Origin of the sequence: Mucilaginibacter glaciei, from assembly GCF_014773245.1 — a bacterium.
Classification (GTDB): Bacteria; Bacteroidota; Bacteroidia; order Sphingobacteriales; family Sphingobacteriaceae; genus Mucilaginibacter; species Mucilaginibacter glaciei.
Window position 1 is genome coordinate 73,646 of sequence record NZ_JACWMX010000011.1, and the last position, 24,601, is coordinate 98,246.

12 protein-coding genes and 1 other RNA gene are annotated in these 24,601 nt (G+C 45.6%); 9 read left to right on the forward strand and 4 right to left on the reverse strand.

The genetic code is table 11. The features are described from left to right. Positions 1 to 337 precede the first annotated feature (337 nt). From IDJ76_RS19795 to IDJ76_RS19825, 7 genes are all read left to right on the forward strand, one after another. Positions 338 to 3,208, forward strand: coding sequence for a SusC/RagA family TonB-linked outer membrane protein (locus IDJ76_RS19795; RefSeq protein ID WP_191165911.1), 2,871 nt, complete (start codon positions 338 to 340; stop codon positions 3,206 to 3,208). A 9-nt stretch (positions 3,209 to 3,217) separates the two neighbouring features. Next, positions 3,218 to 4,951 (forward strand): RagB/SusD family nutrient uptake outer membrane protein, encoded by a 1,734-nt coding sequence (locus IDJ76_RS19800; protein ID WP_191165913.1) that lies wholly within the window; start codon positions 3,218 to 3,220, stop codon positions 4,949 to 4,951. A gap of 27 nt (positions 4,952 to 4,978) precedes the next feature. Then, entirely contained in the window at positions 4,979 to 8,185 is a 3,207-nt protein-coding gene (locus IDJ76_RS19805) for a SusC/RagA family TonB-linked outer membrane protein (RefSeq protein WP_191165915.1), read from the forward strand. Positions 8,186 to 8,194: 9 nt separating this feature from the next. Further along, entirely contained in the window at positions 8,195 to 9,943 is a 1,749-nt protein-coding gene (locus tag IDJ76_RS19810) for a RagB/SusD family nutrient uptake outer membrane protein (RefSeq protein WP_191165917.1), read from the forward strand. 150 nt (positions 9,944 to 10,093) lie between these two features. Then, positions 10,094 to 12,910 carry a glycoside hydrolase family 2 protein gene (locus tag IDJ76_RS19815; protein ID WP_191165919.1) on the forward strand — a complete coding sequence of 939 codons (2,817 nt, stop codon included), beginning with the start codon at positions 10,094 to 10,096 and terminating at the stop codon, positions 12,908 to 12,910. A 56-nt stretch (positions 12,911 to 12,966) separates the two neighbouring features. Next, positions 12,967 to 14,460: a tagaturonate reductase gene (locus IDJ76_RS19820; protein ID WP_191165922.1), complete on the forward strand. Its 1,494-nt coding sequence runs from the start codon at positions 12,967 to 12,969 to the stop codon at positions 14,458 to 14,460. A gap of 53 nt (positions 14,461 to 14,513) precedes the next feature. Continuing rightward, the gene (locus IDJ76_RS19825; protein WP_191165924.1) at positions 14,514 to 16,283 is read left to right on the forward strand and encodes a glycoside hydrolase family 9 protein; all 1,770 of its coding nucleotides are present in this window, start codon (positions 14,514 to 14,516) and stop codon (positions 16,281 to 16,283) included. A gap of 150 nt (positions 16,284 to 16,433) precedes the next feature. Here IDJ76_RS19825 and ssrA read toward each other — a convergent pair. The 4 genes from ssrA to IDJ76_RS19845 all read right to left on the reverse strand — a co-directional run bounded on the left by ssrA (position 16,434) and on the right by IDJ76_RS19845 (position 19,791). Further along, positions 16,434 to 16,804, reverse strand: a transfer-messenger RNA (tmRNA) gene (gene ssrA / locus IDJ76_RS19830). Between the two features lie 111 nt (positions 16,805 to 16,915). Beyond that, positions 16,916 to 17,977: an acyltransferase gene (locus IDJ76_RS19835; RefSeq protein WP_191165926.1), complete on the reverse strand. Its 1,062-nt coding sequence runs from the start codon at positions 17,975 to 17,977 to the stop codon at positions 16,916 to 16,918. Positions 17,978 to 18,054: 77 nt separating this feature from the next. Continuing rightward, entirely contained in the window at positions 18,055 to 19,251 is a 1,197-nt protein-coding gene (locus IDJ76_RS19840; RefSeq protein ID WP_191165928.1) for a pyridoxal phosphate-dependent aminotransferase, read from the reverse strand. Between the two features lie 138 nt (positions 19,252 to 19,389). Continuing rightward, the gene (locus IDJ76_RS19845; protein ID WP_191165931.1) at positions 19,390 to 19,791 is read right to left on the reverse strand and encodes a DUF1573 domain-containing protein; all 402 of its coding nucleotides are present in this window, start codon (positions 19,789 to 19,791) and stop codon (positions 19,390 to 19,392) included. Between the two features lie 137 nt (positions 19,792 to 19,928). Here IDJ76_RS19845 and IDJ76_RS19850 point away from each other — a divergent pair, with 137 nt between their 5' ends. Both IDJ76_RS19850 and IDJ76_RS19855 read left to right on the forward strand, forming a co-directional pair. Continuing rightward, on the forward strand, positions 19,929 to 22,361 hold the full coding sequence (locus IDJ76_RS19850) for an alpha-ketoacid dehydrogenase subunit alpha/beta (RefSeq protein ID WP_191165933.1): 2,433 nt from the start codon (positions 19,929 to 19,931) through the stop codon (positions 22,359 to 22,361). Between the two features lie 366 nt (positions 22,362 to 22,727). Continuing rightward, complete coding sequence (locus IDJ76_RS19855; protein ID WP_191165935.1) at positions 22,728 to 23,336, forward strand: hypothetical protein; 609 nt, start codon at positions 22,728 to 22,730, stop codon at positions 23,334 to 23,336. Positions 23,337 to 24,601 lie beyond the last annotated feature (1,265 nt).

Below are 24,601 nucleotides of genomic sequence, written 5' to 3' on the forward strand. Positions count from 1 at the left end.
TCTACAGTAATTAACCAATTATAGTAGTCTAACTACAACCACATTATTGAATACTATGCTTATAAGTTTACTTGTAAAAAGTGATTTTACGTTTCGCCGCGCTTATACATTGATTTCGTCTACACACGCGGATGAACAAGCCCGACGAATTCCTCTGAAAATACCAGCCCGGGCGTTTTCAACAATTTATTATAAACCTAACCCCACAAAATTTTATGAGAAGAATTACCCTGCCACCAATTTGACGGCTGATAAGGACAGCGCGGCTATTCTTAAAACATGATTCCCTGCCAACCAAATTTTCGGTAACCCAATTTTTAACCTAATTAATTTATGTATGAGAAATAGAATTTTACAAAAAAAATTATTTCTAACCACAACCGGTATCTGCATCATTGCACTTGGTGCCTATGCGCAGACGAGTATACCGGGCCGCCTAACTTCTGCACGGGATACAACATCCCCGCCAAAATCAGATTCAGTTGCTCAACGGATTAACTTGCCTTTTAACACGGTTGTTACAAATGGTAAAACCACTGCCGTAACCCAGGCAATTTACACAGAGAGTTTAGTTAAACAACCCGTTACGAATGTTTTAAACGCACTTACCGGGCGGTTAGCCGGTTTGTACACGCAACAAAACTCCGGGCAGCCGGGGCTCGACGCGGTATCGTTAACGCTACGTGGCCGCACACCTATTATTTTGGTAGATGGTATCCCCAGGCCGCTAACTACGATAGATCTGGAGGAGATTGAGTCGGTTACGGTTTTAAAAGACGCCATGTCTACTGCACTATTGGGTGTACGTGGTGCAAACGGAGCCATATTGATAACTACCCGTAAGGGTACGCCATATAAGCAGGTGATATCCTTTACCGCGCAAACGGCCTTTCAGCAGCCTATTGGTATGCCCAAAGCGCTCAATGCCTTTAATTATGCTACCCTGCGTAACGAGGCTATAGACAACGAAGTAAGGGTCAACCCAAGTTTTAATACAGGTTTAAGGTACAGTGCTACTGATCTGCAGCTTTTTAAAGATCAAACGGACCCTAACGGGCACCCCGATGTCGACTGGCGCAAGCAAATACTTAAATCGTCGGCGCAGTTGAACCGTTATTCACTTAATTTAAGCGGTGGCAATAATTCCGTAAGGTATTTTGCGGCATTAGAGCATTTAAGCCAGGATGGGCTTTTTAAAACCGATAACGCTAATACCTATAATACCAATAACTATTTCAGCAGTTATCTCATCAGGTCAAACGTTGATCTTAACCTTACCCCAAAATTAAGCGGCGGTATACACCTGCTGGGGCGTATCTACAACGTTAACGAACCGGGTGCCACAACCGCATCAATTTATAATTCGTTTTTAACAACACCCAATAACGCTTACCCCATAATTAATCCAAACGGAAGTTTTGGCGGTACACCGCAATTTGTAAACAATATACAGGGGCAGGCTACCGCATCGGGCTATCTGCAAACCTATACACGCGATATCTTGGCCGATTTTTTTGTTAAAAGAACGCTTGATGAATTAACGCCGGGCTTGTATGTCAAAGGGCTTGTGTCCTACGCATCTAACCTTAATGAAACCATTAACCGCAGTAAGCCTGTTGTGGCCTTTCAGCGTTTCGTATCGGGTACGGGAGTTGAAAGCTATGGCTCGGCCCTTACCGTGCAGGCCAACCAGCTCAATAGTAATACCATCAGCACAGTGAACGGTATCCCTAACCAGGGGCAGGGCAGGCAAAACTACCTGGAAGCCTCTGTGGGTTATGACCGCACTTTTAACCAGGTTAATAACGTAAATGCGGTGATACTGGCCAATAGCGATAACAACGTATATGGCTCAAATATTGGCTACAATGTCGCCGGCTTTTCGGGCCGTGGCGCGTACAGTTATAATGAAAAATACCTGGCCGAAGTTGCCTTTAGCTATAACGGCTCTAATTACTATCCGGGTAACAGCCATTATAAGTATGGTTTTTTCCCGGTTTTTGGCTTAGGTTGGAATATTGCTAAAGAGGGTTTTCTGAAGAACAGCAAATGGATCAACTCACTTAAACTGGCGGCAAATTACGGCAAAACAGGTAACGATAACCCGGGTTACTTTGCTTATATCCAACGGATATTTGACGGCCCAAGCGCTTATTTCGGCACCGCGGCAGCAGCTAACCAAACACTTATAGAATCTACACTGGCCAACCCCAATATTACATTTGAAAAAGCAGATAAGTTAGATATCAGTCTTCAGGGTACCGTGATAGGCAAACTTGGTTTTGTTATCGATTATTATAATAACAAATTTACAGATGTGCTTACGCAGCGCGGCCGCAACACTACGCTTTTAGGTAATACTTACCCAAATGAAAACATCGGCCGCTACCGTTATAACGGGTTTGATTTTCAGCTTTCGTGGCGGCAGCCATCGGCCGGTGGTTTTGGCTATTTCATAGCAGCTAACGCAGGTTTACAACAGTCAAAGGTGCTGTATATTGATGAGCCCAACCAGCTTTACCCTTATTTGCAGCGAACCGGCCAAAAGGTAGGGCAGGCATTTGGCTACCAGGCCGCAGGTCTTTTCCAATCGCAGGCAGACATTAACGCGGCCGCTCAGAACGGTGTGGCTACGGTAGCGGGTTATATACCGCAACCAGGAGACATCAAGTATAAAGACCTTAACGGCGATAATATCATCAATCAGTTTGACCAGGCGCCTATAGGCCCTACGGGTCCATTGATCACCTATGGCGCCGACCTGGGCTTTAATTATAAGTTTTTTGATTTCAGCGCATTGATTCAGGGGGTAGCAAACTACAGTGTTTACTTAAACGGTAACAGTTACTGGGAATTTCAAAACAACGGTTTTGGCCAGGCTTATGAGCAGCAACTGGGCAGGTATACACCCGCCACTGCTGCAACCGCAACTTACCCAAGGTTAAGCATTGGTACCAATGTAAATAACCAGGTGTTTTCATCCTACTGGTATCGTAATGCCAATTACATCAGGCTTAAAACCGTACAGGCAGGGTTTACATTGCCCGCACGGTACGCTAATGCTGTGAAGCTTAAAAGCCTGCGCATTTTTATTACCGGGATAAATCTTTTGACTATTACAAAGCTAAAAGACCGCGATCCGGAGGTATATAACGGGGCATATCCTATCCAAAAACTGGTGAATTTGGGTATTAATGTAAAACTCTAATTATTGATTATGAAAAAGAACTATTGGATATATATATTACTTTTAATGGTTACGGCTGTAGTACCGTCATGCAAAAAAGTGGAGAACGAGCCACGCGACCTGTACACTTATGACCTTACTTACGATCCGCAGGATCAGAATGCCGTACTGGCGCAACGCGCATTAGCCGGACTGTATAATTTTTTGCCCGCAGGCTTTAATCGTGTAAACGGCGATTTTTTAGATGCAGCTACAGACGATGCCGTATCAAGCATCAGCAATTCGCCTGTATCTTACTACACTAACGGCATTGTTAGCGTAGGTAATAATCCCGACAGCTATTTTAGCAACAGCTACAACGGTATCAGGCAGGCCAACATCTTTTTGGCCAATATTGATAAGGTACCCGTGCCTGCTGCCAACCCTAACCGCACACTTGGCTTTAAGGCCGAAGCAAGGTTTATAAGGGCTTTTCTGTATTTTGAATTGTTGAAGCGTTACGGCGGTATACCGCTGGTAGGCGATAAGGTATTTGGCCTTGACGATAATTTGCAGCTCCCCAGAAACACGTATGCGCAATGTGTTGACTATATCGCAGCCGAATGCACCGCTATTAAGGATCTTTTATATGCAGATGCTATAGCAGATGTTAACCTGGGCAGGGTGGTAAAAGGCGCGGCAGTAGCACTAAAATGCAGGTTGTACCTGTATGCGGCCAGCCCTTTATTTAACGGTGGCGGTATAGAGGCAGATGCCAGCCTCAAGGCTTTAACAGGCTACCCTAACGCCGATCCGTCGCGCTGGCAAAAAGTGGTTGACGCTGTCGCGGAGTTTAACAGCTTAGGTTATTACTCGTTGTTACAATCGGGCACGGCAGGTTACCGCTCAATATTCATCAATAAAAAAAATACGGAAGTTATTTTTGCCAAGCAAAGTGTAAACAATACCGATCTTGAAAATCTAAACTCGCCGGTAGGTTACAACGGCGGCTCGGCGGCCAGTGCAGGCCGAACCAACCCCACGCAGGATTTTGTTGATGCCTTTACGACAGTAAATGGTAAGTCCATAACAACAGATTTAAAATCGGCTACCAACCCAACAGGTTATGACCCGGCTAACCCATACCTAAACCGCGACCCGCGTTTTGATGCCACTGTGTTTTACAACGGTCAACGCTGGTTGAGCAGACCGGTAGAAACCTTTGAAGGTGGCCGGGATAAGCCCAACAGCAACGTTAACACGCAAACGCGTACCGGTTATTACCTGCGTAAATTTCTGGGCGATCTTACTAACAGCACTAACTACCCAACGCAAAGCCACAATTTTGTTTACTTCAGACTGGCCGAGATCATCCTGAACAATGCCGAGGCGCTTAACGAATTAGGCAACACCGAAACATCTGTACAACAAATTATACTGATCCGTAAACGCGCGGGGATAGTTGCTGGCAGCGATGGGCGGTACGGTATTAAAGCTGGTATTTCGCAGGCTGAGATGAGGGTGCTTATCCAAAACGAAAGGCGTATCGAACTTTCTTTTGAAGAGCACCGCTTCTTTGACCTACGCCGCTGGAAAATAGCCGGCACTGCGCTGAACAAAACGTTAACCGGGGTTACAATAGTTAAAAACCCTGATGGGGTAACTTTTAAATACCAGGTTGTACCCGTAGTTAACATCACCTTTCAAGACAAGCTTTACCATTTGCCGCTTCCGTATGATGAAACGGTTAAGAATACCGGCCTTGTTCAAAATTTTGGATGGTAAGATTTTTTAAATCATAAAAAAGATAAAATGAAAAGACTCATATTTTTTATTGCCTTGTTTGCCTTGGGCTTAAACGCTACCCAGGCGAATGCACAAAGCCGACAGATAAGGGGGGTAGTACGTGACGATAAGGGTACGTTGCCCGGTGTAACCGTACAGGAAAAAGGGCTGTTGACCAACGGTGTGGCAACCAACGTTAACGGCGAGTACAAACTTACGTTAAGGGGTAATCAAAACGTAGTCATCGTAAAAGCGATTGGTTATATCACAAAAGAAGTTGACGTAAGCGATAAAACAGTTATTGATGTATTGATACAGCAAAGCTCGCAAGATTTAAGCGAGGTGGTGGTGGTTGGCTATGGCATCCAAAAAAAGCTCACGTTTACCGGCTCGCAAAGCGCGGTATCGGGCGCGCAGATCCGTGAAAACCCTTCTGCAAGCTTGCAGAATACTTTAGCTGGCCGCGTTACGGGTTTCATCTCGCAACAACGGTCGGGCCAGCCCGGTTCTGATGGTGCCGCTTTTTTGGTAAGGGGGCAGGGTTCATTAAACGGGAATGATAACCCGCTGATCATTGTAGATGATATCGAATACACATACGAGCAGTTTGCCCGGCTTGATCCCAACGAAGTGGAGTCGGTGACGGTGTTAAAGGATGCTTCGCAAACGGCTGTATACGGTATAAAAGGCGGTAACGGCGTAGTGGTGGTTACCACAAGGCGGGGTAAAACAGGTAAGCCGCGGATCTCTTTCCGTACAGATTATGGCTTATCCGACTTTACCATCCTGCCAACCTATTTAGATAGTTATAACACGGCGCTGCTAAGAAACCTGGCCGATGTAAACGATAATAAATATTCTGCCAGCCCGAACCCTAATTTTAAACCAACCTGGACAGATCAAGACCTTGCCTTGTTCCAAAACGGGCAGGACCCGTACGGCCACCCCAATGTTGACTGGAAAAAGGAATTGTTTAAAAACAATGCAGCACAATATAAGGCTACATTCGATGTAAGCGGCGGTACCGATAAGCTGAAATACTTTATATCCCTCAGCTACCTTAACCAGGGCGGCAACACCCGCGATTACAGCCAGGGGCAGGGGTACGATGGTAATTTTTACAACCGCAGGTACAACTACCGCTCTAACCTGGATATAAACGTTAATAGCAATCTAAGCTTGAGTATTGATGCGTACGGCAATATCGGCGAGATCAACACACCATCGGTGGCTTATAACTCAACTAACGGTAACAAAAATGATGTTTTCTCTGAGTTTGGTAGTTACCTGGCGCTGGCCCCGTATGCTTATCCGATTAAAAACCCTAACGGTAGTTTTGGTTATTCTAATTACCAAAAAACCTTAACCGGTTATGTTACTCCAAACATCATTCAACGGTTATCGCTTGATGGGTACAACCGCAATTATGAAAACAATATGGTACTTACCACATCCGTTAACGAAAAGCTGGGCTTTATCACAGAGGGTTTAAGTGCCAAAGGTACAGTATCATACACCAGTAATTATACCGGATCAAAGGGCCTGACGCGTACTAATTTACCATCATATATCTATACGCCGGCAAACGGCACCACTCCCGAAAGCTACGCGCCTGCTTTTACAGATGTATACCGGTTAGAAAGACTGGGGACTAACTACAACCCCAACGGACCAAACTTTGGTACGCAAAGGCGCATAACCGCGCAGGCCTTTTTAAATTACGACCGCACCTTTCATGACCACCACGTTAGCGGGTTGGCGTTATACAGCTTAACCAGTTTTAACAGGGGCCTGGCAACAACGAACATTAATTATGGTAACTACAACTTTATCCCCAATAATACCATAGGTACAACAGGCCGTTTAGGGTACGATTATAAATCGAAATACATTGTACAGTTTAGCGGGGCTTACAACGGGTCGAGCCGTTTTACAGGCGACAAGCGCTTTGGGCTGTTCCCGGCTGCGTCTGTGGCATACAACGTTGCCGAAGAGCCTTTTTTTAAGAACAATATCAAATTTATTAATCAGTTTAAACTACGCGGGTCGTACGGCTTAGTTGGTTCGGATCAAATCAATAATAATACCCAAAGCTATACCTATTTGCAAAGCTACATCTCAACCAACGGCAATGTATCCGGCCAGCCGGGGCAGGGGGTCGGTGCGTCATTTGGCGAAACCAACGGCGCACTGCCGGTAAATACGGGGATCCAGGAAGGTACATTACCCAACATCGCCGTAACTTGGGATAAAGAGAAGCAATTGGATATCGGTGTCGATTTTACATTGTTCAACAGTAAGCTATCAGGCTCGGTCGATTATTTTAAGTACAACCGATACGATCAGCTGATCAGCCGCGGAACGGTTTCTGCCATCTTCGGGCAAACGCTGCCGCCGGTAAACCTGGGCAGAACCAGCAGGAACGGGTTAGAATTTGAGTTGAATTTTCATGACGTTATCGGTAAAAACTTCAATTACAACTTTAGGGCAACCTACTCTAAAGTGCGGAGTAAGGTGGTATTCTTTGATGAGGCCTCGGTACAGTACCCATGGCAGGCTTATACCGGGCACTCACTAAATACCGAAGCGCGCTACCAGTTCATTGGTTTTTACAAAGATGCGGCAGATGTTGCAGCCAGCCCGAAACCTACCGTCTTAACCCGCCCCGGCGATTTAAAGTATGCGGATCTGAATAACGACAATATTATAGATCAGCGCGATCAGGCCGTATCAGATGTTAACAATGTGCCTGTAAATAACTACGGCTTCCAGGTAGGGTTCGGCTACAAAAGCTTCAGCATAAGTGCATTATTTCAGGGCGCTACAGATTTTAATATTCGTGGTTATGAAGAATCCATCAGGGCATTCTCATCAAATTTAACGGCTGTACATCAGCAATCGTGGACGCCAGAACTGGGCGACAATGCAAAATATCCGCTATTAAGTTCACTGCGTTCCATCAGCGACCCAACGTTTGCCTCCACTTTTTGGAGTATCTCGGGCAATTACCTGCGGTTGCGCACCGCCGAGGTGAGCTATACGCTGCCGGGCAGATTTCTTAAAAAGATTGGCTTGCAGGGAGCAAGGGTTTATTTGAGCGGCAATAACCTGGTTACCTGGTCAAATGCATTTAAGCTGTACGCCCTTGACCCCGAGGCCACTAATAATACCGACAGGCAAACTTACCCGCCGCAACGCATCTATAATATAGGTTTAAGTGTATCATTTAATTAAACAATCAGCATGAAAAATATTTTCATCATCCTGGCCGTACTCATACTTTTTGTTTCCTGCAAAAAGGCCAGTTTTTTGGATGATAAATCCAACAATGCGCTAAACGAAAATTCTGTTTTCACAGATAGCGTGCGCACTATGAGTTTTTTAACCCGGATTTACGAAGATGAGGGCTTTGCCTATGTTAAAACCCGCTGGGAAAATGGCGGCCAGGAGCAAGCCACAGACGACTCGGAGTTTAACCTTTTAAACACCGCGCGCAGGCCGCTCATCCTGTACACATCAAGTTACAGCGCCGATTCGTTTCCGTTCTTTACAGAGGTTTGGCAAACCCCGTTCGATAATATAAGAAGGGTAAACCTGCTGCTATCTAAGCTGCCGTCAACGCCGCTTAATGTGGCCACCCAAAAGCGGGTGGCCGCCGAGGCCCGCTTTTTACGCGCCTGGTACTATTATAACCTGCTCATCAATTTTGGTGGCGTGCCAATTGTCAAAGACCAGGTTTTCACCATTACCGATGAGGTAAGTATCCCGCGCAGTACTTTTGCAGAAAGCGTAAGTTATGTGGTAAAAGAGCTTGACGAGGTGAGCGCTATCCTGCCCGTTTCTTACTCAGGGAACGATTATGGCCGCGTTACTAAAGGTGCCGCAATGGCGGTAAAGGCAAAATTGTTACTATTTGCTGCCAGCCCTTTATTTAATGGCAACACATATCCGCAACCAAGCACTGCCGAAGGTATTGCCGCAGCCGGTTACCCCACGTTTGATGTAACCCGCTGGAAGGCGGCAGCAGATGCTGCACAGGCGATTATCAATTCAGGCGCTTACGCGTTGAATATTGATAATGCAACCGCCCCCGGTTATGGCTTTTACGCTTTATTTTTAAAACGTATCAACAGCGAATATATTTACTTTTATAACCGGGTACCTAACAGGGATTGGGAACAGTTTTATCTGCCTGTAAGCCGTGGTAACGGTTCACGCAACGGTACGCCTACACAAACGCTCGTAGATGCTTTCCCGACAAGTACCGGGAAGGCCATTACCGATCCGACATCCGGCTACAATCCTCAAAACCCTTACATTAACCGCGACCCGAGGTTTAATTATTCTATCATTTACAACGGTGCACCTTACTTTTTAAAAGCCGCAAGTGCAAAATCACCTGTGTTTACCTACGTGGGCGCGCCTACAGATGGGTTTACGCAAAGCACATCTGCTGCAGGGCCGTCGGGTTACTTTTCAAGAAAAATGCTTGACGAAAACCTGAGCGCTGATGGCCCCGGCAATACCGACAGGGGTTGGGGGCTGATCCGTTACGCCGATATCCTGTTATGTTATGCTGAAGCGATTAACGAAATTGGGCAAACCAGCCAGGCTTACCCCGTTTTAAGGCAGATCCGTGAACGGGCGGGGATAGTACCGGGAGCCGATAATAACTACGGAATGAAAACAGGCATGTCGCAAGACGAGATGAGAGAATTTATCCGTAATGAAAGGCATATCGAGCTGATGTATGAAAACACCCGTTGGGACGATGCCCGCCGCTGGAAGATAGCCATGAAGGTATTTAATGGTTATAACAAACTGATGAAACCTACCAAGGTTGCTGTATCGGCCACTTATCCTTCGGGGTACAATTACGAAATAGTTAACTCTTTGTTCCTGCATACGTTCAACGAAAAAAATTACCTGCTACCTATACCCACAAGCGAGATCAGAAAAGCGCCGGCATTAGTACAAAATCCGGGTTGGTAATGGTAAATTTGATCATTATTAAGCGTTTAAATGACAGTAAATTAATGCAAATTCGTTCTTAATATAGTTGATTGATGCCGGTGTCAGGTTGCAAAAGCCTGCCCGGTATTTTTAACTTTACTTGCTCAGCATATATACTATTTATAAATAATGACAATATTTAAAACCATCCGACTGATAGCTTTTGTGCCTGTTGCACTTTCAATGCTGGCAAACCCTTTGCATTCAGCAGCGCAGGGAACACGGTTGCCCTACAAAACAGCTAATGGAACGCAGTACCAATATCTGTCAGGGCCGGATAAAGATCACGCAGTAAGCTGGGATTTTAAGGTAAATACAGGCTTTAAAAGCGGCGCATGGAGTAAGATTCCCGTTCCATCAAACTGGGAGCTACAAGGCTTTGGTACCTACAATTATTATAAAGACACCAAAAATCCCGAAGAGGAGGGCGATTACCGGTATAAATTTAACGTACCGGCAAGCAGTTCAGGCAAAACAACCTACATCGTTTTTGAGGCCGCCATGACCGAGGCTGATGTGAAGATCAACGGCAAATCTGCCGGGCCTGTTCACCAGGGGGGCTTTTACCGCTTTAAATACGATATTACCACCTTGCTTAACTTTGGTAAGGAAAACCTGCTCGAAGTAAACGTGAAAAAACGATCGGCGAATGAATCGGTCAATAACGCCGAACGCAAGGCTGATTTTTGGCTGTTCGGTGGTATTTACCGCCCGGTTTATTTGGAAACCGTACCCAACACACATATAGACCGGATAGCTATAGACGCCAAAGCTGATGGCGCGCTGAACCTTGATGTTTACCTGGCGGGTGTGCTGACAGGTAATACTATCAAAGCACAGGTTTTAAATTTAAACGGCAAGCCCGTAGGCAAACCGTTTAATGTACCGGTTGTACGGGGGCAGTTAATAGCGCGCGCCAGCCAAACAGTTGCCGGGATAATCAACTGGAATCCCGAAATGCCAAAGCTTTATAACCTGGCGGTAGCCATAAGTGACAGTAAAGGTGCCGTATTACACCGGGTTGAACAGCGGTTTGGTTTCCGTACGGCGGAATTAAGGCCGCACGATGGTTTTTACGTAAACAATAAAAAGGTAATATTTAAAGGCGTTTGCCATCATAGCGAATGGCCAGAGTCTGGCCGCTCCCTCACCAAAGAGAATAACGTTGCGGATATTAAGTTAATAAAAGATATGAACATGAATGCTGTCCGGATGTCACACTACCCGCCCGATCAGGACTTTTTAGATGCTTGCGACTCCCTTGGGCTATTCGTGCTGGATGAGTTAACCGGCTGGCAGGCCAAATACGATACTATTGTGGGCCGTAAATTGGTCAAGGAGTTAGTGGTACGCGACGTTAACCACCCATCGGTAGTGATATGGGATAATGGTAACGAGGGCGGTTTTAACTTTGCTTTGGACAACGATTATGCCAAATACGATCCGCAGAACCGCCTCGTGATACATCCATGGGAAAGGTTTAACGGAACAGATACCAAACATTACCCTGACTATAATTATATTCAAAATTCTGTTCTATATGGGAAAGAGGTATTCTTTCCGACCGAATTTATGCACGGCTTGCAAGACGGGGGGCATGGTGCCGGCTTAGATGATTTTTGGAATTTGATGCTTCAGCACCCGTATGCAGCCGGGGGCTTTTTGTGGTCATTCCATGATGAAGGCGTGGCGCGTACAGACCGTAACGGGCAAATAGATATCCAGGGTAATGCCGCGCCCGACGGTATTGTAGGCCCGCACCGCGAAAAGGAGGGGAGTTATTATACGATCAAAGAAATCTGGTCGCCCGTTCAGATCAGCCTCAAAGCACTGCCGCAGAATTTTGACGGAAACCTAACTGTCGAAAACAGATACATATACACCAATCTAAACAAATGCCGGTTCGAATGGAAGCTGGTTTCACTGGCACAGCCGGGCAGCAAAACTATTACTCCTAAAATAAATGCTGCGGGTAAAAGTATAATGGCTTTAGCGCCCCACGAAAAAGGCACATTGCAAATTAGCCTGCCCGCCAATTGGAAAAACAGCGACGTGCTTTATTTGACCGCCTATGATACTTTTCAGAAGGAAATATTTACCTGGAGCTGGCCAATAAAACAACCGGGTTATGAGCTATCATCTGCGGTAGCTACCTCTTCAGAAAAAGCAAATGTAACCGAAACAGATTCGAGCCTGGTGGTTAAAGCCGGAGCTATAACCTATTATTTTAGCACGGGTACAGGTAATTTGCAAAAGGTAACAAATATTAAAGCGACTGTTTCCTTATCGAACGGGCCGGTGTTAGCAGGGGCTAAGTACTCATTCAAAAAACTTAACCATTACAACTCAGGTAACGATGTTATCATAGAACCTGTTTATGATGGCGGCCAGCAGCAGCAATTTAAAGTGAAATGGACCATTACCGCAGGCAAGCCTGCTAAATTGGATTACAGTTACGCGATGCGCGGCGAACTGGACTTTATGGGAATAACATTTGACTACCCTGAAGAAAAGGTGACTGGTATGAAGTGGGAGGGCCGCGGGCCTTACCATGTTTGGAAAAACAGGCTTAAAGGGCAGCAATTTGGTGTTTGGCAAAAGGATTATAATAATACCATAACCGGCGAAAGCTGGCAATATCCCGAGTTTAAAGGCTACCATGCCGATATGTACTGGGTTACGGTACAAAATAAGGAAGCCCCTTTTACGGTATATACTACCCATCCGGGTACATTTTTACAAATGTATCAACCTTTAAAGGCTGCAGGGGCTACTAATGAGAATACTAACCCGGCGTTTCCGAAAGGCAACATAGGCTTTTTGGACGCCATAAGCCCGATAGGTACCAAGTTTCAATCAGCTGATAAAATGGGCCCGCAAAGCCAAAAGAATATGCAGTTAAACTACACGCCGGTAAGTGGCAGCCTTTGGTTTGATTTCAGATAAATTATTGCACTCAAACATTCTATTTATTACAACAAGCGAAATAAGAATAATCGTAAATGCTTTCTAAAAACAACCTTCCCAACGCAACCGGCAACTTAATTGTTCCGGCAAAAGAATTATTTGACTTGCCGGAAAAGGTGCTGCAATTCGGTACCGGCGTTTTACTGCGCGGCCTGCCCGATTATTATATTGATAAGGCAAACAGGCAAGGCGTGTTTAATGGTCGTGTAGTAGTGGTTAAATCGACAACCACAGGTGATACCGCTGATTTTGACCAGCAGGACTGCCTGTACACGCTCCATGTTAAAGGTATTGCCGGGGGCAAGGAAGTGGATGAACAAGTAATTAATTCGGCGATAAGCCGGGTGCTTTCTGCCGCTACCCAATGGGCGGACATATTGAATGTAGCCCATAATAAAGAGCTTAAAATCGTACTATCCAACACTACCGAAGTTGGGTTGCAATTTTTAGCCGAATCGATTGGCCAAACACCTCCAGAATCTTTTCCGGGTAAGCTGTTGGCCTTTCTGTTAGAGCGGTACCGGGCTTTTAATGGCGATATGGAGGCAGGCCTGGTAATCATCCCTACCGAGTTGGTTATAGATAACGGTAAGTTATTGAAACAGATCATAATGCAGTTGGCAACTTATAATCAGCTTGAAGATGCCTTCACCAATTGGCTTACGACGGCCAACCATTTTTGTAATTCATTGGTAGACAGGATCGTTCCCGGCAAACCTGTCGCTGCCGAAAATTCGATACTAAACCAAAGATCGGGGTACAAGGACAACCTGCGCATAGTAGCCGAGCCCTACAGCCTATGGGCTATAGAAGGCGGGCCCGATGTAGAGGCCGCGCTAAGTTTTTGCCGGGTTGATAGTGGGGTGGTCATAACGCCAGATATCGAAAAATTTAGGGAATTAAAACTACGGTTGCTTAATGGTACCCATACTTTATGCTGTGCCGTTGCTATTTTAGCGGGCTTTAAAACCGTTGATGAGGCAATGAGGGACAAATCGTTTATCAATTTTATTAACCGGATAATGACGGAAGAGATCAAACCGTCTATTCCATATCCGGTTGATAAAGAAGAAGCCGCACTTTTTGCACGCAATGTGATTGACCGGTTTAGTAACCCCTATATCAAACATCAGTGGATGAGCATATCGGCGCAATATTCGCTTAAAATGCGTACCCGGGTTATACCATTGTTAGCGAATTATGAAAACTCTTTCAGGCAAGCGCCGCAATTGATGGCCTTCGGATTTGCAGCTTTTATAGCCTTCATGCAGGTAGAGCAGGTTAACGGCAAGTTTGAAGGGAAAAGCAATGGTGTAAACTATTTGGTGACAGACAATAGCGCAGATGTATTTGCCGCAGCCTGGAAAACGGCCTTTTCCGATGGCAGGGTAGTGGACACGTTGTTAAGCGATTTGAGCCTGTGGGGTACAGATCTTACATCGTTGCCTGGTTTTAAAGAAGAGGTTAGCCGTAGGCTCGAACAGATCAAAGCAGTAGGCATTTTAAACATATTACAGGCAACGTATTAATTAGCGGGATAGGGGGAGGTTTAATTTAAGTTTAATAATTATTAAAAATACTTATGGCATCTAAAAAAATAAAAATTGCTATGATGGGCATCATTACGATGATTTTTACGGTTTATTCATCTTTATTATATTCACAGCAGGTGCCAGCGGATGGCGCGGCAGTTATCCGCATTAATCAAATTGGTTTTTACACGGACGCCCCCAAAGTTGCCATTAGTACAAGTGGCGCTTCAGGCAAATTTTTCTTGCAAACAACCGGTAATCAAACGGTTTACACTGGCGAGTTAAAACCGGCTAACGAGCCCAACTTTGCAGGCAAACCTACGTCCGTTGCTGATTTCTCTGCTTTTAACAAGCCTGGGAAATACTTTCTTTATATCCCTGCTGTCGGGTATTCCTATCCGTTTACCATCGGCGCGGCGGTTCACAAAGCTGTTGCCGCAGGTACTATCAGAGCTTTTTATTATCAGCGCGCATCCCTCCCCCTGGCAGAAAAGTACGCCGGAAAGTGGCACAGGGCAGCCGGCCACCCTGATGATAAGGTGCTGATACATGCATCTGCCGCCTCAACGCAGCGGCCGGAAGGTACAGTGATATCAAGCAGCCGTGGCTGGTACGATGCCGGCGATTATAATAAATACATTGTTAATAGCGGCGTCAGCACAGCAACTTTATTATCCCTTTATGAAGATTTCCCCGCATATATGCAAACCGTTCATTTGAACATACCTGAAAGTGACAACAAATTGCCCGATGTGCTTGACGAGGTACTATGGAACCTGCGTTGGATGCTCACTATGCAAGACCCTGCCGACGGTGGCGTTTACCATAAATTAACCAATGCCAGTTTTGATGGTATGGTAATGCCGGATATAGCAACCGCACCTCGGTATGTAGTGCAAAAAGGTACCGCCGCCGCGCTCGATTTTGCAGCAGTAACGGCCCAGGCATCACGTATTTTCAGCAAGTTCCCTAAGCAGTTACCCGGGATGGCAGATTCTTGTATCAAAGCCTCGATTTATGCCTATAACTGGGCTGCGAAGAACCCTACCGTAATTTACGATCAGAACGCAATGAACAATCAGTTTAAGCCAAAAGTGGTAACCGGCGACTATGGCGACAGGCGGTTGGATGATGAGTTTTTTTGGGCCGCGGCTGAACTCTACGCTACCACCGGTAACCCCGAATATTTAAGTAGGATAAGATCAGCGAGGGCTGGTACACCGATACGCGTGCCCAATTGGGGTTCGGTCAGTACGATGGGTTATTACACCTTATTAAACCTCCCTAACATCGATACTGACCTGCCTGGCTTGAAAAACGATTTTTTAACCTATGCAGATGGGTTAATTGCCGGGGCCGATAAAAATGCCTACCAAACTGTAATGACTAAAACTAAGGCCAATTTTAATTGGGGTAGTAACAGCACTGCCGCTAACCAGGGTATATTATTGATAAAGGCCTACAGGTTATCGCACGATGCAAAATACCTTAATAGCGCGTTGGGCAACCTGGATTACCTGCTGGGCAGAAACGGCACCGGTTATGCCTATATTAGCGGGTATGGCAGCAAGCCTATCATGCATCCGCATCATCGGCCATCGGTAGCAGATGGGATAGCAGACCCGGTGCCAGGTTTGCTATCCGGAGGGCCAAACCCGGGAATGCAGGACGGTATACCTACACCATCCAAATCTCCCGACGAAGCCTTCATTGACGACGCCCGCTCGTACGCCACTAACGAGATCGCCATTAACTGGAATGCGCCCGTAGCTTACTTGGCTAATGCAATCGAGGCGTTACAAAAACAAATAAAAAAATAAGAAGTGGTTAGAATTAGCGCGTAAAGGATAAAATGCAAGTACGGCGGTTTATGGAAAGTGGATTCTCTGTAACAGACCAGTGTGGACTTAATTATTCATTCTTTTGAAAACACAAAAAGCTGCCCTTTAATAGAGCAGCTTTTTGTGTTTTTGTGGAGCCGGAGGGATTCGAACCCTCGTCCAAACATGGTATAAGATATGCTTTCTACGTGCTTAGCTGTTATTTAATTGTAGGGACTATGGAAGGTTAACCGCTTACCTGTACCTTAATCCTTAGGTGCTTTATTTCGCTTGCTTACCACACCTTTAAGCAGGCTATTTCCATTTTTCGATGCCCCGGTTGCCGATCCAACAGAAAGGAAAACCGGCGGGACAAAAGCTATGCTAATTCTAAATTAGGCAGCTAAGGCGTAGTTATTTTCGCCATTTGTAAGTTTGAGCGTTCTGATTTAAGCGCTAATTCACCCAACGCGCTGCATGCTTACATATTTATCTCCATCCTGTCAATTCCGGTCGACCCCATTTTGGTTTCGCATGTGCCGGTGGGCAGTTTGCAGGTTTCAAAAATACAACAATATTATTTAACTTTTGTGTGCAGATTGTAAGATGCCAATGCCGGAATAGCTAATAGGCTAACCTACAATATGTTTAACCACCGGGATCTTACTCAATCCCCAGATGAGCAACCACGATATCAGGAAACAGCCCGAAGCCACAGCAGGGATGCTGAGCCACGGGTTATAGACTTTGTAACTGATCTCATTTATCTCTAACACATTCAGGATCAGGGCATGGCTAAAGTAAATTCCAAGCGTGCATTTGCTTGCGTTTTGGATTACAATGTTAGTTTTCTCGCTTAATTTGACGGTTAAATTCTTAGCCGCTAAGAACGCTCCTGAGGCCAATATCACCACAAACGGGCCAATAGGTTCGTAAAAAAAAGTGCTTAGTCCGTAGTCTTTTACCTGCAAATAGTAAGTGCCGCAGGCAATCAGTACCACCATTGCTGCGAATAGGATTAACGCAGGGAATGCCAAAAATGGTAACTTGAAGTCTTTATAGGCGAGGTAGTACCCCAATACCAGGTAACCGATATAACCCGAAAAGTAGCTTAAATCTATCGCGGTAGCAAAGCGTGTCAAATAAGGTTTGCCTATGACCACGGTAATAAACCATACGGCCAAAAAATAAAGCAGTTCCTTTTCAGTAGCGTTACGCACGAACTTGCTTAGTATGGGAATGATGAGATACAACCCGAAAAGCAGGTACACATACCAGAGGTGATAGGAGGTGCCCGTTTTAAGCTGGTGCAGAACGAGTTTAATATTCTCCCAGGCGTCACCGTTAAAGTAAATGATCTCTTCATACCATTGATAAACAATGTAAACCAAACTCCAGAATAGGAACGGGATTAGGAGCCGGCCAACGCGCTTTTTTAAGAAATCGCTTAGCTCATATTCACGGTTAAGTAGCAATGCGCCCGTAATCATCACAAAAACGGGTACCGCAAAACGGGTTATCGCATTGTAAACATCCGCAACCATCCATTCGCCCGGCGAAACTCCCTTATAATTCATCAGCAAGGGCGATGCGGTGTGCAAAACTACCACAGCAAACATGGCTATCAGCCGCAGGTTACTTATCCAGGCAATATTTTGTGTTTTATCCTGAATAATGGCTTCGCTGAACTTCATGCTGTTTTTTTTTCGCAAAATAATTAAGGCGCATTAAATCAACTCTGCGCCTTAAATTATACATTTATTTGATAAAGTTAAACCCTACCCGGATACACTTTTAACCCTTCGGCTAAACAAACCATTGCCTTGTTCAGGTCGTCGTTGTTCAAAACATATGCCATGCGTACCTCGTTAGCACCCGCGCCCGGTGTACTGTAAAAACCGGTTGCAGGGGCCATCATCACGGTTTGATTGTCGTGGCTAAAGCTTTCCAGCATCCACTGGCAAAATTTGTCTGCATTGTCAATAGGGAATTTAGCCACTACGTAAAAAGCACCGCCCGGGTTAGGGCAATAAACGCCGTCAATATTGTTCAAAGCCTTCACTAAGGTATCGCGGCGTTGGGTATACTCCTTATTTACCGCAATAAAATATTCGTCGGGGGTATCAACAGCGGCCTCCCCGGCAATTTGCTCCACCATTCCCGGCGATAAACGCGCCTGCGCAAACTTCAATCCCGCGGCAATCACCGCTTTGTTTTTGGTGATCAGGCAACCTAATCGCGCTCCGCAGGCGCTGTAACGCTTGCTCACGGTATCCATTACAATTACATGCTCGTCTAACCCATCCAGGTGCATGGGCGATATAAAGGTGCGTCCATCATAACAAAACTCGCGGTAAGCTTCGTCGCTAAATAAGTACAGGTCGTATTTCAGGGCCAGTTCCTTTAAGGCATCCAGTTCCTCCTGCGAATACAAATAGCCGGTAGGGTTGTTAGGGTTGCAAATAATGATGGCCTTAGTTTTATCGGTTATCAGTTTTTCAAACTCGCTGATGGGCGGCAGGGCGAAACCATTATCGATGTACGACAAGATAGGTTTTACCACCACATCGGTTTGGTTGGCAAACCCATTGTAGTTAGCATAAAATGGCTCGGGGATGATCACTTCATCACCCTTATCCAGGCAGCTCATCATCGCAATCGTTATCGCTTCAGATCCGCCTGTGGTTACGATTATATTTTCGGGGGTGATGTTGTAGCCAAGTTTATTGTAGTATTCAACCAGTTTTTTGCGGTAGCTTAACGTGCCCTCGCTGGGTGTATAGGCCCAAACTTTAAAATCGATATTTTTGATGGCATTCAGCATGCCTTCCGGGGTCTCAATATCCGGCTGGCCGATATTTAAATGGTAAACTTTTTTACCCTCCAATTTAGCTTTATCGGCAAATGGAGTAAGTTTACGGATAGGAGATGCAGGCATCCGTTGCCCTTTTTGAGAAATTTTTGGCATGGGGCAAAATTAGTAAAAAGGTTTAAAAATCCCTCTCCATTTGGAGAGGGATTTAGGGTGAGGCGACGTACAAAAAAAGCCACCACAAAATGTGATGGCTTGCAATAATTTATAACGCTCTAACCGTTGGTGAGGCTATTATCTGCTCGAAGCGGCAGGTTTAGCAACCACTTCACCTATAATATTTAAATATTTGGTTGGGGTTTTAGAGTTTGATGTCACCACAATGGTTTTATTAAAAGCCGATACTACAGCAGCATTGTACGTGATTTTGATAGTACCCTTACCGTTTTTTGGAACAGGTGTTTTCGTATAATCAGCAATTGTACAGCCACAAGTAGGGCGCACTTCTGTCAGTATAAGCGGTTCGGTGCCAACGTTTGTAAATTCAAAAATGGTAGTAACAGGGGTGCCCTGTGCAATTTTACCAAAATCGTGTTTTTCTTCGTTGAATTTGAATTCAGCTTTTTGATCGTCCTGGGCCGATGCACTAAAGGCAAAGCCTAAAATAACGGTGCAGATTAATATTAATTTTTTCATGTTTCCCTGTTTGATTATTACAAATATAAAAGGTTTAATGTATAATCAAAACTATTGTAATAAGTATATGTTTTATAGTGACCCATACTAAAATCAAAATAGAATTTTATAATTTTACCGCCTAAACAAAATTTTGTATGCCCGAAACTGTATTACGCAATGGCGACGCTATAAATGCTGCCGAACTCAGTTTTGACGATTTCAAAGAAATTGTGATCAGTGATTATCGTGTTGGTTTTGAAAGCCGGCAAGCCAGTGTATTGGGCAGGCGCGAGGTTTTAACCGGCAAAGCCAAGTTTGGTATTTTTGGCGATGGTAAGGAAGTTGCCCAATTGGCAATGGCTAAGGCTTTCCGTAAGGGCGACTGGCGCGCAGGTTACTACCGCGACCAAACTTTTATGTTTGCCACAGGCATGAGCAACTTGAAGGAGTTTTTTGCACAGCTTTACGCTAACCCCGATATTGATAAGGATCCGGCATCTGCAGGGAGGCAAATGAATTGCCACTATGCTACGCGTTATGTGAATGCCGACGGCACATGGGTAAACCAGGCCGAAACCATGAACTGTGCTGCGGATATCTCCACAACAGGCGGGCACATGCCGCGCCTTTTAGGATTGGCTTATGCATCCAAACTATACCGCCAGAATAAAGAATTGGAATATCTTAAGACATTTTCTGTTAATGGTAACGAGGTTGCTTTTGGTACGATAGGGAACGGTTCGACATCCGAAGGTTTATTTTTTGAGGCCTTTAACGCCGCCGGTGTGCTGCAAGTGCCTATGGCGATATCGATATGGGATGATGCTTACGCGATTTCTGTACCTGCAAAACTACAAACTACCAAAGAGGATATCTCTGAAGTACTGAAAGGTTTCCAGCGGGATAAAGGTACCAACGGTTACGAAATATTTAAAGTGCGCGGATGGGACTATGTTGCCCTTTGCGAAACGTATGAACGTGCTATAAAAATTTGCCGTGAAGAACACGTTCCTGTGATGATCCATGTGGTAGAGATGACCCAACCACAGGGGCATTCCACATCAGGCTCGCATGAGCGTTATAAATCTAAAGACAGGCTTACCTGGGAAGATGAGCATGATTGCCTGGTGCAGATGCGCAAATGGATGATTGAATCGGCAATTGCAACCACGGAGGAAATTGACCAGCTGGAAAGCGACGCCAAAAAGCATGTGCGCGAATGCCAGAAAGCGGCCTGGGCCGAGCTGGAAAGCGAAATAAAGGCCGAAATGGCTACAGCTGTAGATCTTTTAGATGCCCTTGCACAACAATCTATCCATGCGGATGACCTGCAGGCTATCATATCGTCCCTGCACTCTTGTATTGACCCCGGCCGGCGTGATACCATTGCCGAAGTACGCAAAGCTTTGCGCTTGACCGTTGGTGAGAATACCGACAGCAGGGCTGCATTAGTTAACTGGCTGGCCGAGGAGAATGTAAAGAATAAAGAACGGTTCAACTCTAAACTGTTTAGTGATACGCCGCAATCACCATTATATGTACCGGTTATTGCGCCTGAATATGCCGACGACGCCAAAAGCATGGATGGCCGAGAGGTTTTAAACGCTTGTTTCGATGCCAACTTTGAGCGCGACAAAAGCATTGTAGCCTTTGGCGAGGATGTAGGTTCGATAGGTGATGTGAACCAGGGCTTTGCAGGCTTACAAAATAAATATACCGACTTACGGATAACCGATACCGGCATTCGCGAAGCAACTATTATAGGGCAGGGGATGGGTTTAGCCATGCGTGGTTTCCGCCCGATTGCCGAGATCCAGTACCTGGATTACCTGTTGTACTCCATCACCGTTTTAAGTGACGACCTGGCCAGCCTAAGCTACCGTACGCGAGGCGGGCAAAAGGCACCGCTCATCGTCCGTACCCGTGGTCACCGTTTAGAGGGTATCTGGCATTCAGGTTCGCCGCTTGGTTTTATATTGAACTCCTTACGGGGGATGCATATCTGCGTTCCGCGGGATATGACGCAGGCAGCAGGTATGTACAATACCCTTTTACGTGGCGACGAACCCGCACTGGTTATTGAGTGCCTTAACGGCTATCGCCTAAAGGAAAAACTTCCTGCCAACGTGGGCGAATTTACCGTGCCTTTAGGCAAAGCCGAGGTGCTAAAAGAAGGTAACGATATTACCGTCGTGAGCTATGGCTCAACCCTGCGCATCGTAATGGAAGCTGCCGAAGAGCTGGAGAAATTAGGTGTAAACATAGAAGTGATCGACCCGCAAACCCTTTATCCATTCGATATGGAGAATGTTTGTGGCCGCTCGTTGCAAAAAACCAACAAACTGCTGGTGATAGATGAAGACCTGCCCGGCGGTGGTTCTGCCTATATCCTGCAAAAGGTTATTGAAGCACAAAACGGCTATTACTCGTTAGATGCTCAGCCTAAAACCCTTTGCGGCGCCGAGCACAGGCCGCCTTATGGGTCGGATGGCGACTACTTCAGCAAGCCATCATTAGATGACGTGATAGAAGCCGTTTACCAGATGATGAACGAAGCCAATCCGGGTAAATACCCGGCGATGTTTTAATAGGGAATAGCTAATGTTTCCCACTCACAAAAAGCTGCCTGTAAAGGCGGCTTTTTACGTTTTAATCCCCCCGGCCTCACCCTTGCTTTTGCCATTTTGGCGAGGCAAATTGCGACCATTTAATGCCTGTCCGGCATCATCAAAAATGATAAATGGGTTTACAAAGGTTTACATGTTTCAGGTTTGAAGCGGGTTAATATGCTGTATTACAAGTGATTGTAAAAAAGGTGGGTTTACACGGCTTTTGCCTTTTTACTAATTAAATTAGTAAATATCAAAGCTTTTTCGTATCTTTACATTTCCCATCAATTAATCCCATCTTTTATGCAAACCCAATCAATTGCTGTAACAGCAAATCACATCCCTGTGAAAAAAAAGATCGAGAACATCCTGGCGCTTTCCATTATTACAGTTAGCGATCTGGACTGTTTTGATAACCCGGAACGCCGCAAACTTTCTTCGGCTGTCAATAAAATTTTGAACAAGCTAAAGGGAGTGGAGCGCGACGCCTTCCTAATTAAGATCGCTGCTGTAGTACCTCCGGATACCCGCAAACAGCTATGGGAAGAAAACCATTTAAACATCAGCGCGGCCATCACAAGCTACATACGCGATTACGGCGTTATGCCCGCTAAATACCTCATTGCCCAACAAACCGGGCTGAGCCGCCCAACCGTTACCAAGCACTTTAACGAGTACAAAACCAACCCCGAACACCTGGCCCACATGGAGCAATTTAAATTTATGGCCCCGAAGGTGCTTTCATCCGTTTTCAGGGCGGCGGTTAACGGCGATATGCGGGCCGCAAGGCTGTACCTGCAAATGAACGGCGGCTTTGATCAGCAACCCGCTAACACCGTGGTAAACGAGCAGAACAATTATATCCAGATCAACAACACCATCCTGAGCCAGGAAAACCTGAAACAACTCTCCGCTGAGCAGCTAAGGCAGATAGAAGATATTGTGAGAAAGTAGAGGGGCAAGGTTGGGGCATACTGATATTACCGGCAACACCAACCCCTGTCATTTCGAACGAGTGATAGTGAGGAGAAATCTTCTTGATTTTCTCTGTCTACTCGCAAGTTATATCGCAGAAGATTCCTCGTCGCTGCGCTTCCCTCGGAATGACAGCAAGACTAAAAAAAATGTCATTTCGAACGAGTGAGAGCGAGGAGAAATCCTCTTGATTTTCCCTGTCTACTCGCAAGTTATATCGCAGAAGATTCCTCGTCGCTGCGCTTCCCTCGGAATGACAATGATGGTTATTTGCATTGGTGACAAACCCTGTCATTTCGAACAAGCGATAGTGAGGAGAAATCCTCTTGATTTTCCCTCTCTACTCGCAAGTTATATCGCAGAAGATTCCTCGTCGCTGCGCTTCCCTCGGAATGACAGCGAGACTAAAAAAAATGTCATTTCGAACAAGCGATAGTGAGGAGAAATCCTCTTGATTTTCCCTGTCTACTCGCAAGTTATATCGCAGAAGAGTCCTCGTCGCTGCGCTTCCCTCGGAATGACAATGATGGTTACTTGCATTGGTGACAACCCCTGTCATCTCGAACGAGCGATAATGAGGAGAAATCCTCTTGATTTCCCTCTTTACTCGCAAGTTATATCGCAGAAGATTCCTCGTCGCTGCGTTGCAGTCGGAATGACAATGATGCTTATTTGCATTGGTGACAACCCCTGTCATTTCGAACGAGCGATAGCGAGGAAAAATCCTCTTGATTTCCCTCTCTACTCGCAAGTTATATCGCAGAAGATTCCTCGTCGCTGCGCTTCCCTCGGAATGACAACTATGGTTATTTGCATTGGTGACAACCCCTGTCATCTCGAACGAGCGATAATGAGGAGAAATCTTCTTGATTTCCCTCTTTACTCGCAAGTTATATCGCAGAAGATTCCTCGTCGCTGCGTTGCAGTCGGAATGACAATGATGCTTATTTGCATTGGTGACAACCCCTGTCATTTCGAACGAGCGATAGCGAGGAAAAATCCTCTTGATTTCCCTCTCTACTCGCAAGTTATATCGCAGAAGATTCCTCGTCGCTGCGCTTCCCTCGGAATGACAACTATGGTTATTTGCATTGGTGACAACCCCTGTCATCTCGAACGAGCGATAATGAGGAGAAATCTTCTTGATTTTCTCTGTCTACTCGCAAGTTATATCGCAGAAGATTCCTCGTCGCTGCGCTTCCCTCGGAATGACAGCAAGACTAAAAAAAATGTCATTTCGAACG